The organism is Olsenella uli, assembly GCF_901212675.1.
Taxonomy (GTDB): domain Bacteria; phylum Actinomycetota; class Coriobacteriia; order Coriobacteriales; family Atopobiaceae; genus Parolsenella; species Parolsenella uli_B.
Genome location: NZ_CAAKOQ010000050.1, coordinates 2,914 through 17,563, shown reverse-complemented (window position 1 = coordinate 17,563; position 14,650 = coordinate 2,914). Strand labels below are relative to the sequence as shown.

Here is a 14,650-nt window from a genome sequence, read left to right as displayed (position 1 = left end):
CGACGAGGTCTACGGCGACCTCGCGCTCGATGACCCGGCGCGCTTCACCGAGGAGACCCCGTACCACCCGAGCAGCCCGTACTCCTCCACCAAGGCGGCCTCCGACATGCTCGTCCGAGCCTGGACCCGCACCTACGGGCTTCGCACCACGATCTCGAACTGCTCCAACAACTACGGGCCCTACCAGCACGTTGAGAAGTTCATCCCGCGCCAGGTCACCAACGTCATCGACGGCGAGCGCCCGAAGCTCTACGGCAGGGGCGAGAACGTGCGCGACTGGATCCACACCGAGGATCACTCGAGCGCCGTGTGGACCATCCTCACCAAGGGCCGCGTGGGCGAGACGTACCTTATCGGCGCGGACGGCGAGCGCAACAACATAACGGTCCTGCGCATGATCCTCGAGATGATGGGCAAGGACCCCGACGATTTCGATTGGGTCAAGGACCGCCCCGGCCACGACCGCCGCTACGCCATCGACTCAACCAAGCTGCAGACCGAGCTCGGCTGGAGGCCGCGCCACACGGACTTCGCCGAGGGCCTGCGCCAGACGATCGCGTGGTACGTGGACAACGAGGCCTGGTGGCGCCCCGCGAAGGCGGCCACCGAGGCCAGGTACGCGAAGCAGGGGCAGTAGGGGAGAGTCATGTCTGAGATTAGTTTCGAGAAGCGGCTCTCCGTCGCCGATACCGGGATTGAGGGCCTGAAGGTTCTCGACCTGTCCGTTCACGGTGACTCACGCGGTTGGTTCAAGGAGAACTGGCAGCGCGCGAAGATGACGGGGCTCGGCATTCCCGACCTCCGCATCGTCCAGAACAACATCAGCTACAACGACGAGCGTGGCGTAACCCGCGGCATCCATGCGGAGCCCTGGGATAAGTAAATTCGGTTGTTCATGAGGCTCCTCCTCTGTTCTTAATCCCGAGCGACTTGGTTTTGCATGGCTCTGACTCGTCCCCCGTATGGCCCGTCTTATGAAAACGTTATGCCTGAGGTGGTTCGATAAACGCTACTGCGTATCCGTTTATTTCTTCAGGCCTGGTGGGCTAACGCGTTTTAGAGTTTTCTCCAAATCGACAAGGGCGGTTGATAGCCCGTCGATTGATGCCTGCGATTGCTGTCCCGCTCGGTTGCTGAGAAGTGCCAAGCCTTGGCTTACGCTGGCCGCAACGTGCGAGAGTTGGATATTGGTGGCGTTTCTTGCAGCCAGACTCGCTGCAAACGATATTCCATCTCCGATTGGGTAGCCAAAACGTGAGGCAATTGGGGAGAGAAGGCTTCCTAGTCTTTCGACATCGAATTGGTGTCCATGTTTACGAACCGCATCTTCCATGAACTTGTCGACGAGATCGGGGTCTTCATAGAGCCTCAGGAGATCGTAGACGGTTCTCTCGAAACTTGTGGTTGGGATCCCATCGCAAAGCATCACATCTATTTCACTAAGTCTGCAGTGAAGGAAGCGGATATCCTCCCTGGATGTTTGTCGGCGCCTTGATACTATGAAGGTGTAGGGCGACGCGTGAAAGTCGCCGGCATCGAGGGCAACCGCCGCCGTTCTCCCCGCCATGACGGCATCATATGGCCTAAGAGTCAGCCTTTCGGCTGCTTTTTGCTTTGGGAATACCGAGAGCCATTCTGCTTTTAGGTCGGCCTGCGGTGGTTGTGCCCCTGCGATAAACCGATAGACCCCGAAGCAAATAGGTTCAACACGAAGCGCGCTGACCATGCGAAATACCTGGTTTCGGCGTATGCCGAGTTCCTGTGCTTGAGCGGTGGTGAACATGCCCCATTGCGACGCGGCAAGTAGCTCGAGCGATATGATGTTGCCTGGTTTCTTCATACTGAATCCGTTAACGTCTGTGTAAACGATATAAGTATCATATCAGAATCTGATAAGAGCCAAGTGCGTCTCGAAGAAACCGTGCTGTAGCCTCTGGCTTGTAATTCGCACGATTATTCAGATGGCTCATCTACGCGTCTGTGCTATCCGGCTGAATTCGGATTAGATAGTCTATGCAGTCTCTGAGACGTTGGATGCTTGTGTTTCTAACAGCGAGATAGAGGATGTAGATCATCAGAATTAAAAACATGACAGACAAGGCTGTGGAAAGAGAAACGTTGGATGGCATGGTGGCGGAAAATGCAAGCGGAACGATAGCTGCCGCAAGCGTTGCAAAAGTTGTAATTGACTGGGGCGAGCAATGGCGGTCAATGAGTGAGGACAGGTAGCCTAACTTAGCGTTGAGGCTAATCGAATCTGAAGGTAGCCCCGATTCCCATTCATCGTTTTCAATGAATGCGAGAAGCTGCTGCGGGTTGTTGCACTGTCTAGAGACCTTTACGTAGCGCCGAATGAGGGGAGAGCCGTAGAATGGGCTCACTCCTCCGACGGAATTGCTCCACTTCATGTTGGCTCCTATCTGCGCTCTTGATTCCTGCCTATCTGCTGCAGGCAAATTCAGTTTAGGGCTGCTTGTGGCCATTATTATATGACGCTGAATAAGGGCGTGTTCGTTTATTTTTTGATGGTCTGTAGCGATTCTGGCCTCCCGCCTGCCTTTTGCGATACTGCGACCATGAGAAGGCTGCAAAAGTCGAGCATTGAGGTCATGGGTTCGATGTAGACGGGATACCTCTCCGTTTGCCAGGTGGGAAGCAGGATGAACTCGTCGACAAGCTTGCGCAGGGGATGGGTACTTGAGTGGGACACCATGACAAGGTATGGCTTCCTTGATGCGGGCGTGTCCCCCATAACGTCAAGAAACAGCTGATGCGTGTTGTTCTTTGACGAGAAGATCATGACGAGGTCTTCTGGCCCAGACACGTGCATGTGAATCATCTCTTGACCGTTTTCCATAAAGAAGCACGGTACGTTGTACTTGAGCAGGTCCAGGGACAATGTGAGGGCTGGGGGAGCACTAAGCCCCCCTCCCGTGGTGAAGACGTTGCGAGCTCCAATAATGCGGTCGGCGAGTGCGTTAAACCTGTCTTCTCCCACGGCGCTCTCGGTTGCGCGGACCATTTTGCACAGACAGTCGACCGGGCTCGATGGCTCGGTGCTTTCGTCTCTGCTCGTGTTGGAAGACAGGGCGGCCATGAGCCCCATTTGGAAGCCGCCGAAGCTGTCGTATCCCACCTTTTTGCAGAACCTGCTCACCGCACTTTGTGAGACGCCGATGCTTTTTGCGACGATTGTCGTTGAGCTTTGAAGGAAAGCCTCTGGATTGTCTCTTACGGCTTCGAGTACGCGGGCTTCCGTTGGCGTTAGCTCCGCCTCGTGCAGGCTCATCTGTTGAAAGGCATCCATGAGAGCTCCTTTGAATGGTTCATTCATGCAAGAACAGTAGCAGAACATATATCCCTGGGACATCTTGATACATCCACAGGAAACCACCTACCGCTCGCCGGCATAATGGCTCCGTTTAGGATGAATCATTCAGTTTAGATTGAATAGATGGTTCATTCAGCCTAATGTGGAGACAAGAAGGACGCGCTGCATCTGATGCGCGTTGATGCCAATGGGGCGAAAGGACGGTGCGGCATGAACGTCGTTGCTAGCAGAGTTGACGAGAGACTCGTCCACGGACAGATCATGACTTCGTGGGCTAAGTACCTGAAGCTGCGCAGGATTGTCGTGGTCGATGACCAGGTCGCAAAAGACGAGTTTATGGCCACGGTGCTGAGCATGAGTGCCCCGGCCGGCATCTCCATTGACATCCTCTCGGTTCCCGATGCGGCCAATCGCCTTAAGGGCGACAAAGGCGATGAGAGCACGCTGCTTCTGTTCAAGCGCATCTCGGCTGCACTGGAGCTGGCGAAGTCTCTTGCGGGCACTCCCAACGAACTCAAGGAGCTAAATCTCGGGAATCTTGGGTCTGTGCCGGGGCGTACCCAGATCACCAAGAACATCTTCCTTTCCGAAGAGGAGAAAAGTGAAGCCAGAGAGCTGCGGGAGATGGGGGTGAACGTGTTCCTGCAGATGCTGTATACGGACGCCTCCGTGCCGTTGGCGGACGTCATAGGGTAGCTAAGTACCTATTCCATTTCGACAATCTAGCGTTCGTTAATCCGCCCAAGAAAGGGGTGGGGTAGAAAATGCTGCTTCTTCAGGCTTTGGTAATTGCTTTCTTTACCTGGTTTTCTGCCACTGCGTGTCCAATGTGGCTGAGATGGTCCATGTACTTTGGCGCGCCGCTTGTGGCGGGCCTTGTGAACGGCCTGCTGCTGGGAGATGTGGGCTATGGCCTCTCTGTTGGCTCGACCGTAATGATGGCCTACATTGGCATGGTTGCCATTGGCGGCTCGCTTCCGAGTGACTATGCCCTCGCTGGTTATCTGGGCGTTGCCATGACAATGCTCGCCGGCGCCGACCCCTCTGTTGGCCTTACCGTGGCCGTGCCCATTGGCCTGCTGGGTCTTCTCAGCTTTAACGTGAAGATGTCCCTCAACTCGGTGTGGGTTCACAAGGCTGATCAGTATGCCACCGAGGGCAACGCGCGCGGCGTTGTCATGATGAACCTCTTTGCATCGCAGATTTTCCCGCTGCTCACATACTTTGTTCCATCGCTCCTCTGCGTGTACTTTGGCTCTGGCGCGCTCGAGACTTTGCTTGCCGTTATTCCCAGTCAGGTGACCTCGATTCTGTCGCTCGCCGGCCACCTCATTCCGGCACTTGGCCTGGCCATGCTCGCGAGCGTGCTGTCCAAGGCATCGCTTGTCCCGTTCTTTGCGGTTGGCTTTGCGCTCTCTGCGTATCTGAACCTTGGAACCATGCCCATCGCCATCATTGGTGCCGCGGCTGGCATCCTGCACCTTATCTATACCTCCCAGGGCGGTGCCTCTGTCCTTGAAGGTCTCTCGCTTGGCGCCGAGGACGCTTCTGATGTTGCCGAACAGGCTGCGGGGCTCAAAAAGCTGTCCAAGAAGACACTGCGACAGTCTTGGTTTGCCTGGCAGAGCTGGGGCCAGATTTGCTACAACTACGAGCGCATGATGGGTCTTGGCTTCTGCCACTGCATGGTCCCCGTTCTTGAGGAGCTCTATGGCAATGACCAGGAGGCTATCGCCGCTGGCCTGAAGCGTCACCTTGCCTACTTCAATACCGAGAACACCTGGGGCTCCATCATTCCCGGCATCACGGCTGCCATGGAGGAGGAGCGCGCGAACGGTGCCGAGATCGATGACGACATGGAGAACAACCTCAAGACCGCTCTGATGGGCCCCATGGCCGGCATTGGCGATTCGGTGACCCAGAGCCTCGTGAAGGTTGTGCTGCTTTCGATTGCCATTGGCCTTGCGTCGCAGGGAAGTGCTCTTGGTCCGATTCTGCTGGTTGTTCTGTTCTCCGTGTATGCGCTGGGTGTTGGCTACTTCTGCTATATGAGCGGCTACAAGTTTGGCAAGAGTGCGGTTACCAAGCTCCTCGCGGGCGGTCTTGTTAAGCAGCTCACTGAGGGTTTGGGCGCCATGGGCATGATGGTTCTTGGTTGTCTGGTTGCCACGGTGATTCCACTTACGTGTCCGCTTACGTTCGAGCTTGCCTCGGGCACCATCGAGATCCAATCGATTCTTGACACAATCCTTCCCAAGTTGCTCCCGTTCGCCTCGTTCCTCGTTACCTACGCGGCGATTAAGAAGGGCGTTAAGCCGACTCACGTGATCGTTGCCATGTTCGTTGCCGCTGCCGTGTTCTCGCTGCTGGGCGTTCTGGCGTAGCGGGCGACTCGTTGCTATGAATTGAGAGGACAACTCATGTCTGAGCTTATGGACAAGCACTATGAAACCTTTGGGGTAAAGCGTCCCGTGATTGGATGCCTGCACATGCAGGCCCTGCCAGGAACTCCCTACGCCGACCCCGAGATGACCTTTGAGGAGCAGATTCGAAGACTGAAGGCCGATGCCCGCACGCTTCAGGACGAGGGCTTTGATGCCTTGGTCTTTGCCAACGAGGGCGATCGTCCCTACCTGAGCAAGGTTGGGCCCGAGACGGTGGCCGGGTACGTGCGCATTGCAGCCGAGGTTGCGCAAGAGATTCACGTTCCCTTTGGTTGTGGCGTGTTGATTGACCCGTTTGCCACGCTTGCGGTTGCCAAGGCGATTGGTGCGAAGTTTGTGCGAACGTATGTGAGCGGCTCGTACGAGGGGCTGTTTGGGTCCCAGAAGTTCAACCCTGGAGAGATTTTCCGGTATCAGAGGCAGATCGAGGCGACTAGCGTTCGCGTGTACACGTACTTTGAGGCCCATGCGGGAACGTGCCTTGATACGAGGACGAGTGAGCAGATGCTCGAGGCGGGTGCGGCGAACATGCCGATTGCGGGCGCGCTGTTTGGCGGAGCGCACGCGGGGCTGCCGCCCGAGGCCTCGCACATCATTGAGCTTAAGAAGCAGTTCCCGGAGGTGCCGATTATGATTGGCAGCGGCGGAACCGTTGACAACATTGGCACGCTGCTGCCCAACGCGGACGGCGTGATTGTTGGCACGAGCATCAAGAAGGACGGCGTACTTTGGAACAACGTTGACCCCGTTCGTGCTGCTGCCTTCATCAAGGCGGCGAAGGGGTAGGGCAAGGCGCGTCGATATTGGGTGAGTGATGCGGCGGCTGCGGCCTCGGATGGGTCGCAGCCGCCGCTAGTTGTTTAGTGCCAACAGGTTGTTTACACCCGAGTAGTGACAAATAGGGGGCCTCCCGCATGCTGTGAGTTGTCTAGGCACACAGTGAGGAGGGACCTCCCATGTCCCAGCATCCTAACGCAAGGCTGACCCCGAGGGGAAGGGCGCTGCTCTGCGAGCGCGTGGGCGGCGGCATGCGCATCGCGGACGCCGCCGCGATGGCCGGTGTGAGCCGCCAGACCGCCCACAAGTGGCTCGCGCGCGCCCGGCGCGGAGAGCCGATGGCCGACAGTGGCTGCCGCCCGCGCCGGCTGGCGAGGCTCACGCCGCCCGAGGTCGAGGCGCGCGTCGCCGACGCGCGGACGAGGCTGCTGCTGGCCCCGCTCGCGCTGGCCGCCGAGACGGGCGTGCCGGCCCGCACCTGCGCCAGGATCGTGGCCCGCATGGGCCTGCCGCGCCTGGACGACGTCGACCGCGTCACCGGCGAGCTGCGTTCCCGCGGCCCCGTCACGCGCGTGCGCTACGAGCGCGAGCGCCCCGGGGAGCTGCTCCACGTCGACGTAAAGAAGGTGCCGCGCATACCCGAGGGAGGCGGGCACAGGGCCCTCGGGCGCGGCTGCGGGTCGAGGAGGGGTGCCGGGACGTCGTGCCTGCACGTGGCCGTCGACGACAACAGCCGGGTCGCCTACGCCGAGCAGCTGCCCGACGAGAGGAAGGAGACGGCCTGCGCCTTCATGGGACGGGCGATCGCGTTCTACGAGGGCCTCGGGGTCGCCGTGGAGCGCGTGATGACCGACAACGGGTCGGCCTGCCGGTCGGGCGAGTTCAACGTGCTGCTCGAGGCTCGCGGCAAAGGGCACAAGTACACGAGGCCCTTCAGCCCCTGGCAGAACGGCAAGGTCGAGCGCATGAACGGGACGATCGCGCGGGAGTGGCAGTACGCCCGCGCCTGGGAGAGCGAGGACGGCAGGGCCTCCGCCCTGGACTCCTTCATCGAGCGCTACAATTTGGACCGTCCACACAGCGCGTGCGGGGGCCTGCCCCCGATGTCACGCATGGTCGGCGTAAACAACGTCTTGGCACATAACACCTAGTACCTGATTCTGTTGAGGGACTAATGAGGGCGTATCGGTAGATGAATCTCGATTGCCCTCAGATGGACGCAAGCGGCCCGCTTGCATCTTTCTCAAACGACTGTGCTCGGGCATGAAACAGCTTTCCGTCAACCGGCCTTTAACCTCCTTGACCTCTTCAGACATAGAAGTTGCCGCATCAAGTGAAGACTTCTGGTGTTGAAGGGCATTCTCGCTACTTCCATGATTGTCGTAAGGAGGTGCGGGATGGTTCAGCTCACGGAGAGACAGCATGCGTGCTTGCGCTATCTTTGCCAACGGACTGAGTTCGTTACGGTGGAGACGTTGGCGTGCAACTTTGAGGTTTCCCCTCGTACCATTCGCGCCGACCTTGGGGCCATCGAGGCCTATCTCTCCGCTTCTGATGTCACGCTAAGCCGCAGCGCCGGAAGGGGCATTCGGCTTGACGCCGCACCCACCGTCCGGGCCTCAATTGTCGCCTCGCTCGGTAAGGCGGACTCTCGCGTGCTTTCGTCGGCTGAGCGCAATGCCGTTGCCGAGATGATGCTCGTCTGCTACCCGGTCGTTACCTTTTTGGCCATTGCGGACTATTGCGGGGTGTCGAAACAAACCGTATCGGCACGATTCGCAGATGTTGACGCGTTCTTTTCCAGTAATGGCCTGCGCTTGGTCCGTGAGCCTGGCGTTGGCTCTCGGGTTGAGGGACCAGAGATTGATAGGCGCCGCTGCTTTCTGGGGCTCACTTCAGACGATTCTCTATACGACTTGTTGGCCCCTATTGCCTCGAGCGTTGCCGCCTCTCACATTGAGGAGGCAACAAACTTGGTGAAGCAGGTCGAGCTTGCTTGCGATATTGGGTTTGCCAATAGTGAGCGGTTGCAGCTTGCGATCGCCTTCATGCTTTCTCGCGCTGCGTCCGGCTGCGTTCTTGAGGACGGCCGTGGCACAACCACCGATGTCGATTGTGAGATGCAAGACTATCTCGTCCAGGTTCAGCCCTTCGTCCCCACCAAAGCCGAGGCCATCTTTCTCGTCTCTATCCTGCTGTCTCAACGTCTGAGCGTCACTGGCGGCAGCGATTCTCTTCCGACTGGTCGCGATGACGAAGCGGAGGATATCTCTCGGTTGCTCATCGATGCTTTGGGCGAGATTCATGAGGTTGACGAGGCCTCGCTCGAGCATGTGATCAGCGGGTTCACCCGGCATGTGCGTGCGGCTCTCTATCGTTCCAGAAACGGAATCAAGATCCAAGGTGAGGTCCCCGTTCAGATTACTAGCTCCATACCGCTGCTGTATGACTTTACGCGCAAGCAGCTTGCTGGTATCGAGGGGCGTTATGGCGTCATGTTTGACGAGAACGAGGTCGCCTATATCGCCATGTACCTCGATGCGATCTACGAGACGAGCGTGCGTGACGCCGTGGCTCTTAACGTTCTGTTTGTCTGCTCCTTCGGCCTTGCCTCGAGCTCAATCCTCATGACGAGGCTCTCCCACATCCTCGTTGACTGCAACGTCTTTGGCCCTCTGTCTGCGGAGGGCGTCGGGGAGTTTCTCACGCGGAATGACATCGACCTTATTGTGTCGACGTCGGGATTCTCGTATCCGGACGTCCCTGTTCTCGAGGTTGACCCCATTCTGAGCCAAGCCAGCCTCGATGCTGTCAAGCAGGGAATATCGAATGCCTCGTACCAGAAGCTCTGCTCCAGCTTTCTGAGTGCCTATTCGCTCAGCGGGGATTCTTCGAGGCATTACGTTCGCGACCTGGTTGACCCGACTGCCGTTCAGGTGGGCGTTTCTTGCATGCGCTGGCATGAGGCGATTCGTCTGGCGGCGTGTCCGCTCCTCCGCTATGGCCTTATCGACAAGCACTATGTGGACCAGATGATCGCTGCGGTGGAGAACTATGGCCCCTATATGGTTCTCACCCCGGGCGTTGCCTATGTGCACGCGGGCGTGGACGACGGAATCAAGCGGAACTGCATTGCGGTCCTTGTCCTGAACGAGCCCATTGACTTTGGTCCCTCTGGGGAATCCAAACGAATTCGAGTGATCGTCGTGCTTGGGATCAAGGATAAGGAGCAAAGCGAGCTTCTCAACCTTGCGTCGATCTTCGAGCGCGGGGAGAGCATCCGAGCGTTCGAGAGATGCATCGATGTCGAGTCGATTCTCGCGCTGCACGACTAGTCCGGCCTTTCTTGCCAGTGATGGCAACCGCTACGGGAGGAGTTAGGGATGGAGAGCGTTGCCCTTGAGAGCATTCAGCTTGGAGTGCATGCGGACAGTTGGGAGGAGTCCATCCGCATCGCGGCCGCGCCCCTTGTGGGCAGGGGGTCAATCGACCAGACGTATGTGGGGCGCATGGTCGAGAGCGTGAACAGGCTCGGCCCCTACATCGCCATCATGCCGGGCCTTGCGCTCGCGCACGCGGCGCCAGGGGATGGCGTGATGGCCAGTGACCTCTCCATCGCCCGTTTTGACTCCGACATCGAGTTTCACTGCGACCACGACCCGGTGCGCATCGTGATGTGCCTGGCATGCACGGACTCCGAGTCCCACGTTGCTAGGCTCCAGCGAATTGCCGAAAAGCTGCTTGACGATGGTTTTCTCGATTCCCTGATGGGCGCGGAGTCACCGAAGGCGATGTATGCGCTTCTCAATGGATGAGGTTCATTTGTCGGTGCGGCGGCGCGTGAGTCGCATCGCCGCAGAGGAGGAAAGGTGGAAGGCCTATGAGCGTGCCAAGGATTCAGACGGTCTGTGGGTATGGGTGCGGGAGCTCGTTGCTCCTGCGCACCAACATCCAGAAGATCGCCAAGGCTCACGACATCGAGATCGAGGCGTTCTGCGGAGACGTCAACACTTGTTGCGCCAACGACTGCGACGTCATCTTCATCTCTCGCGAGCTGGGAGAGCGCGTCAAGGACCGTGCCAAGGTCCCCGTCATCGAGGTCGACAACTTCATGAACAAGGCCGAGGTGGAGCAGAAGACGCTTGCCTACCTCGAGTCCTACGGCAGGCAGTAGGGAAGGGGAGATAGACCATGGAAGCCGTTCTCAACTTCGTCATCAACGAGATCTTTGGGCAGGGTGCCATCTTCATCGCGCTCATCGCCTGCATCGGCCTGATTCTGCAGAAGAAGCCGTTTAGCGAGATCGTGCGTGGCACCGTCATGACTGCCGTGGGCTTCTTCGTCCTGTCGACGGGCACGGGGCTCATCACGGGCAACTCGATCGACGGCATCTCTGCGGCGTTCAACACCGTGATGCCGCAGGCCATTCCGAGCACGACCGTCGACATTGGCGCTGAGTATGGCACCGAGATTGGCGTCGTCATGATCGTGGCCTTCGCCATCAACGTGCTCGTCGCGCGCTTCACCAAGTGGAAGTCCATCTTCCTGACGGGGCACATGCTCTATTGGTTCCCGTTCGTCTTCATCGCCGCGGGCGTTGACGCCGGGCTTACGGGTGGCAAGCTCATCATTCTCGCCGCCATCTTCACGGCGCTCTACATGATCGTCTCGCCCAACCTCATGCGTCCGTTCGTTAAGGAGGTCACGGGGGACGACTCCTTCACCATCGGCCACCCCACGACCTGCCTGTCCGTGATCTCCGGCCTTCTCGGCAAGGCCCTTGGTGACAAGAGCCACTCCACCGAGGACCTCAAGTTCCCCAAGAGCCTCGGCTTCCTGCGCGAGATTGCCATCACGGGCTCCTTCACCATTGCCATCACCTACATCGTCATGTACTTCATCTTGGTTGCGAATGGCCAGGACCCGGCGGTTGTCTGGGGCTATGCCGAGGGCAAGACGGGCATCTTCACCTACATCTTTACGCATGCTATCTACTTCGGCGTGGGCATCACCGTCATGCTCCAGGGCGTTCGTATGCTCATCGCGGAGATCGTGCCCGCCTTCCAGGGCATTGCCGAGAAGGTCGTGCCCGACGCCATTCCCGCGCTTGACGTGCCCGTCATCTTCCCGTATGCCCCCAACGCGCTGCTCATCGGCTTCATCGTCGCCATGGTCACCTCCTGCGCGACCATTCTCGTCACCGGTGCCACGGGCATCTTCCCCACGGTTGTCATCCCACTGATCTCCACCTGCTTCTTTGAGATCGGCTGCGCCTCCATCGTGGGCAATGCCACGGGCGGCGTTCGCGGCGCGATCGTCGGTGCGGCCGTGAGCGGCATCATCGCCGTGTTTCTCGTGGGCTTCGGCGCGTACTTCTTCAACAACACCATCCAGCAGTGGATGCTCGTCTACGGCGGCCAGGACTTTGACCTGTGGGGCATGGTCGTTGGCGCTGTGGCAAAGCTCATCGCGTAGACAAGTGGCTAGCGTGACTTGTCTGTTTGCTTATTGAGATTGCGGGCGCATCTGGGGCTTCTCGGGTGCGCCCGCTCGCTTAGGGGAGGACGTATGGAGTTCAAGTACTTTGGCATCGTTCGGGATTTGCTCGCCACAGTGGCGGAGAAAGAGCACGACCACATGGAACAGTGCGTTGACGCGCTGTTTGACTGCGTGCGGGGCAAGCATTCCATCTGGGTGTTTGGCGCGAGCCATGCGGGAATCCTGACGGAGGAGTTGTTCTATCGAGCGGGTGGCTGCATGTTGGTGAATCCCATCTTTGCGCCCGAGCTCATGTTGGATGCCTCGCCAATTTCGCATACGAGCTCGATGGAGCGGCTCATGGGCTATGGTGCACGGATTGCGAAGGACAGGGCGGAGTTCAAGGCGGGTGACGTGCTGATCGTCCATTCGGTCTCTGGTCGAAATCCCGTGGGCATCGAGATCGCGATGGCGGCGCGCGAAGCGGGGGTCAAGGTCATTGCGGTCACGAACCTCGCGTACTCGCAGTCTGTGACGTCGCGCCATTCGAGTGGCAAGCGCCTGTTCGAGCTGGCGGATATCGTGCTCGACAACCATGGTGACGTGGGCGATGCTGCCGTTGAGATTGACGGCATGGACCAAAAGGTGTCGCCGACGTCGACCGTGGTGGGCGCGGCCATGCTTGATGCCATCGTCGCGGCGCTCGTGCAGAAGCTCGTTGACGCTGGCATGGAGCATCCGCCCGTGTTTTACAGTGCAAATCTTGACGGGGGCGACGAGTTGAATAGGAAGCTGTTCGCGGAGTATACGGACTGCATTCACTATAGGTTGTAGCATGTGTCCTGATACATAAAACAATATGTATCAGGACTATCTTGTCGACGCCGCTGAATACGATCGTGAGATGAGCTATCGCAAGGCGATTATTGAGCGCGAGAAGCGCGTGCGCGAGGGTATAGGAGACTCCGCATGCTCGAGGTTGCCCCGGCGATGGGCGAAGCCTATGAACCCATCGTCACGGGCGGCTGCAGCTTCATCGCCCGTCTACAACCGCCTTGTCGGTATCACTCCAGTCACTCATAATCTCAGTGAGAAATGTGAGTGATTGGAGTGACTGTGACTGATAATTGGCTTGCAAAGACGGTAGAGCGTCTAAGGCATCAGGGGACTGATGATGCCGAAGTCGAGGTCAAAGAGTGCTCCAAAGAGCTTTCTCGCGATATCTGGGAGACTGTGAGCGCATTCGCCAATACGGCCGGCGGTTATATCGTTCTGGGCCTTAGTGAGTCAGCGGGATTTAGCCCGGTTGGGATGTTTGACGCTGACCAAGTGAGAGACCAGTTTGTTGCCGGCATGGGCGATGGTGGCTCCTCTGGGACTAAGGTGCTCAATCCCCCTGTCTACTCGATAGAGAGGGCGTTTCTTGATGACTCTCCGCTTCTCATCATTCATATCGAGGAACTTGAGACAGCCTTAAAACCATGCTATGTCGAAGCCAGAGGCGAGAAAAGAGGAAGCTATAAGCGCGTAGACGATAAGGATATCGTCTTGTCTGACAATGAGCTCTTCTCTATCTCAACGGCTACGAGAGTGAGCGTGTTTGATAGGGAGCCGGTTGCCGACTCGAGTATTGCCTGTTTGAACTCTTCCATTCTTGACAGGACAATTGAGCGAGCCGTTAATTTGACCCCCCGCGCGCTGCGAGACGCCTCGGACAGGCGGACGAAGCTTGAGCGTCTCAACTTCCTAGATGGCTCGGGCAAAGTGACCAAGGCCGGCCTTCTTGCCGCGGGGGTCTACCCACAGCAGTTCTATCCTCGCCTTATCGTTGACGTCGCCGTGTTTCCGGGACATGAGAAGGGGGTATCTGACCCGGTTCGCTTCTTGGATCGAACGATTTGCGAGGGGACCATTGGCGAAATCATCACAGATGCGGTGACTGCCATTACCAAGAACCTTCGGCGCCGTTCCGTGGTCATTGGAATGGAAAGATCTGATGAGCTCGAGATTCCTGTGGAGGTCATTCGAGAGATCGTTGCAAATGCCCTGATACACAGGGATTACAGCTCTCGCTACGATGGCCAGGCGATCTCTGTTGATATCTTTGATGATCGAATTGAGGTCCTGAATCCTGGCGGTCTTTATGGGACAAAGACGCGATTGAATATCGCGGACGGTGCGTCTTGCTGTCGAAACGCGACCCTAATGCGACTCATGTCGCTTGTCCCACTTCCGGATTCTGCCGGCTCTCCCGCCGAGGGAAATGGCTCTGGCATTCCAATGGTGATTGCGACCTGCAAGAAGAGGGGGCTTCCCGCACCGGAATTTCGTCCTCAGCTCGATAGTTTTAAGGTCATCCTATACAGGCCGTCTCCCGAGCTGGTCTCTGGCGCGGCGGCGAAGAGGGGCAAGGAGTACGTGCTGAGCCTGCTCAGGGCGAATAGCGAAATGTCCGTTCGCGAGCTTGTGTCGGAGACCGGCCTTAGTGAGAACCAGGTCAGGTATCGGCTCAATGCGTTGATTTCAGATGGTGCGATTGAGCCGACTGCTGGGGCAACGAGTCGTTTGAGAAGGTATCGGGTGCTGTAGTGGAGGATTGGCGGTCTGAGATGTCCAACAT

At 58.0% G+C, this 14,650-nt stretch carries 13 protein-coding genes and 2 pseudogenes (1 of these 15 cut by a window edge); 12 read left to right on the top strand and 3 right to left on the bottom strand.

Translation table 11 applies throughout. The annotated features are described in order from the left end of the window. Positions 1 to 637, top strand: a pseudogene (gene rfbB, locus EFAMC1_RS08590) (dTDP-glucose 4,6-dehydratase) (it extends 391 nt beyond the left edge of the window). A gap of 9 nt (positions 638 to 646) precedes the next feature. Then, positions 647 to 880 (top strand): annotated as a pseudogene (locus EFAMC1_RS08585) (dTDP-4-dehydrorhamnose 3,5-epimerase family protein); the annotation flags it as partial. A gap of 144 nt (positions 881 to 1,024) precedes the next feature. On the opposite strand, the gene EFAMC1_RS08580 reads toward EFAMC1_RS08585, so the two are convergent. The 3 genes from EFAMC1_RS08580 to EFAMC1_RS08570 all read right to left on the bottom strand — a co-directional run bounded on the left by EFAMC1_RS08580 (position 1,025) and on the right by EFAMC1_RS08570 (position 3,307). Beyond that, the gene (locus tag EFAMC1_RS08580; RefSeq protein WP_154053876.1) at positions 1,025 to 1,840 is read right to left on the bottom strand and encodes a type IV toxin-antitoxin system AbiEi family antitoxin domain-containing protein; all 816 of its coding nucleotides are present in this window, start codon (positions 1,838 to 1,840) and stop codon (positions 1,025 to 1,027) included. A gap of 130 nt (positions 1,841 to 1,970) precedes the next feature. Further along, the gene (locus tag EFAMC1_RS08575) at positions 1,971 to 2,408 is read right to left on the bottom strand and encodes a hypothetical protein (RefSeq protein ID WP_154053875.1); all 438 of its coding nucleotides are present in this window, start codon (positions 2,406 to 2,408) and stop codon (positions 1,971 to 1,973) included. A 107-nt stretch (positions 2,409 to 2,515) separates the two neighbouring features. Next, positions 2,516 to 3,307 carry a MurR/RpiR family transcriptional regulator gene (locus EFAMC1_RS08570; RefSeq protein WP_187324622.1) on the bottom strand — a complete coding sequence of 264 codons (792 nt, stop codon included), beginning with the start codon at positions 3,305 to 3,307 and terminating at the stop codon, positions 2,516 to 2,518. A gap of 234 nt (positions 3,308 to 3,541) precedes the next feature. On the opposite strand from EFAMC1_RS08570, the gene EFAMC1_RS08565 reads away from it, so the two are divergent. From EFAMC1_RS08565 to EFAMC1_RS08520, 10 genes are all read left to right on the top strand, one after another. After that, positions 3,542 to 4,027 carry a PTS system mannose/fructose/N-acetylgalactosamine-transporter subunit IIB gene (locus EFAMC1_RS08565; RefSeq protein WP_187324621.1) on the top strand — a complete coding sequence of 162 codons (486 nt, stop codon included), beginning with the start codon at positions 3,542 to 3,544 and terminating at the stop codon, positions 4,025 to 4,027. Between the two features lie 68 nt (positions 4,028 to 4,095). Continuing rightward, positions 4,096 to 5,715 (top strand): PTS system mannose/fructose/sorbose family transporter subunit IID, encoded by a 1,620-nt coding sequence (locus tag EFAMC1_RS08560; RefSeq protein ID WP_154053872.1) that lies wholly within the window; start codon positions 4,096 to 4,098, stop codon positions 5,713 to 5,715. Positions 5,716 to 5,751: 36 nt separating this feature from the next. Continuing rightward, entirely contained in the window at positions 5,752 to 6,561 is an 810-nt protein-coding gene (locus tag EFAMC1_RS08555; RefSeq protein ID WP_154053871.1) for a BtpA/SgcQ family protein, read from the top strand. Positions 6,562 to 6,731: 170 nt separating this feature from the next. Next, positions 6,732 to 7,703, top strand: a complete 972-nt coding sequence (locus EFAMC1_RS08550; RefSeq protein WP_154053870.1) for an IS481 family transposase — start codon at positions 6,732 to 6,734, stop codon at positions 7,701 to 7,703. A 246-nt stretch (positions 7,704 to 7,949) separates the two neighbouring features. Beyond that, entirely contained in the window at positions 7,950 to 9,887 is a 1,938-nt protein-coding gene (locus tag EFAMC1_RS08545) for a BglG family transcription antiterminator (RefSeq protein ID WP_187324620.1), read from the top strand. 48 nt (positions 9,888 to 9,935) lie between these two features. Next, the gene (locus tag EFAMC1_RS08540; RefSeq protein ID WP_154053868.1) at positions 9,936 to 10,367 is read left to right on the top strand and encodes a PTS sugar transporter subunit IIA; all 432 of its coding nucleotides are present in this window, start codon (positions 9,936 to 9,938) and stop codon (positions 10,365 to 10,367) included. A 65-nt stretch (positions 10,368 to 10,432) separates the two neighbouring features. After that, complete coding sequence (locus tag EFAMC1_RS08535) at positions 10,433 to 10,726, top strand: PTS sugar transporter subunit IIB (protein WP_154053867.1); 294 nt, start codon at positions 10,433 to 10,435, stop codon at positions 10,724 to 10,726. A 17-nt stretch (positions 10,727 to 10,743) separates the two neighbouring features. After that, positions 10,744 to 12,027: a PTS ascorbate transporter subunit IIC gene (locus EFAMC1_RS08530; protein WP_154053866.1), complete on the top strand. Its 1,284-nt coding sequence runs from the start codon at positions 10,744 to 10,746 to the stop codon at positions 12,025 to 12,027. Between the two features lie 93 nt (positions 12,028 to 12,120). Continuing rightward, positions 12,121 to 12,864, top strand: a complete 744-nt coding sequence (locus tag EFAMC1_RS08525; RefSeq protein WP_154053865.1) for an SIS domain-containing protein — start codon at positions 12,121 to 12,123, stop codon at positions 12,862 to 12,864. Positions 12,865 to 13,146: 282 nt separating this feature from the next. Next, on the top strand, positions 13,147 to 14,619 hold the full coding sequence (locus tag EFAMC1_RS08520; RefSeq protein WP_154053864.1) for an ATP-binding protein: 1,473 nt from the start codon (positions 13,147 to 13,149) through the stop codon (positions 14,617 to 14,619). The last annotated feature ends 31 nt before the right edge of the window (positions 14,620 to 14,650 follow it).

Bases quoted from the DNA above. Each gene is read 5' to 3' on its own strand.
- EFAMC1_RS08560 (WP_154053872.1), top strand. From the start codon at position 4,096: ATGCTGCTTCTTCAGGCTTTGGTAATTGCTTTCTTTACCTGGTTTTCT.
- EFAMC1_RS08565 (WP_187324621.1), top strand. From the start codon at position 3,542: ATGAACGTCGTTGCTAGCAGAGTTGACGAGAGACTCGTCCACGGACAG.
- EFAMC1_RS08545 (WP_187324620.1), top strand. From the start codon at position 7,950: ATGGTTCAGCTCACGGAGAGACAGCATGCGTGCTTGCGCTATCTTTGC.
- EFAMC1_RS08575 (WP_154053875.1), bottom strand. From the start codon at position 2,408: ATGAAGTGGAGCAATTCCGTCGGAGGAGTGAGCCCATTCTACGGCTCT.
- EFAMC1_RS08555 (WP_154053871.1), top strand. From the start codon at position 5,752: ATGTCTGAGCTTATGGACAAGCACTATGAAACCTTTGGGGTAAAGCGT.
- EFAMC1_RS08550 (WP_154053870.1), top strand. From the start codon at position 6,732: ATGTCCCAGCATCCTAACGCAAGGCTGACCCCGAGGGGAAGGGCGCTG.
- EFAMC1_RS08525 (WP_154053865.1), top strand. From the start codon at position 12,121: ATGGAGTTCAAGTACTTTGGCATCGTTCGGGATTTGCTCGCCACAGTG.
- EFAMC1_RS08530 (WP_154053866.1), top strand. From the start codon at position 10,744: ATGGAAGCCGTTCTCAACTTCGTCATCAACGAGATCTTTGGGCAGGGT.
- EFAMC1_RS08535 (WP_154053867.1), top strand. From the start codon at position 10,433: ATGAGCGTGCCAAGGATTCAGACGGTCTGTGGGTATGGGTGCGGGAGC.
- EFAMC1_RS08540 (WP_154053868.1), top strand. From the start codon at position 9,936: ATGGAGAGCGTTGCCCTTGAGAGCATTCAGCTTGGAGTGCATGCGGAC.
- EFAMC1_RS08570 (WP_187324622.1), bottom strand. From the start codon at position 3,307: ATGGATGCCTTTCAACAGATGAGCCTGCACGAGGCGGAGCTAACGCCA.
- EFAMC1_RS08580 (WP_154053876.1), bottom strand. From the start codon at position 1,840: ATGAAGAAACCAGGCAACATCATATCGCTCGAGCTACTTGCCGCGTCG.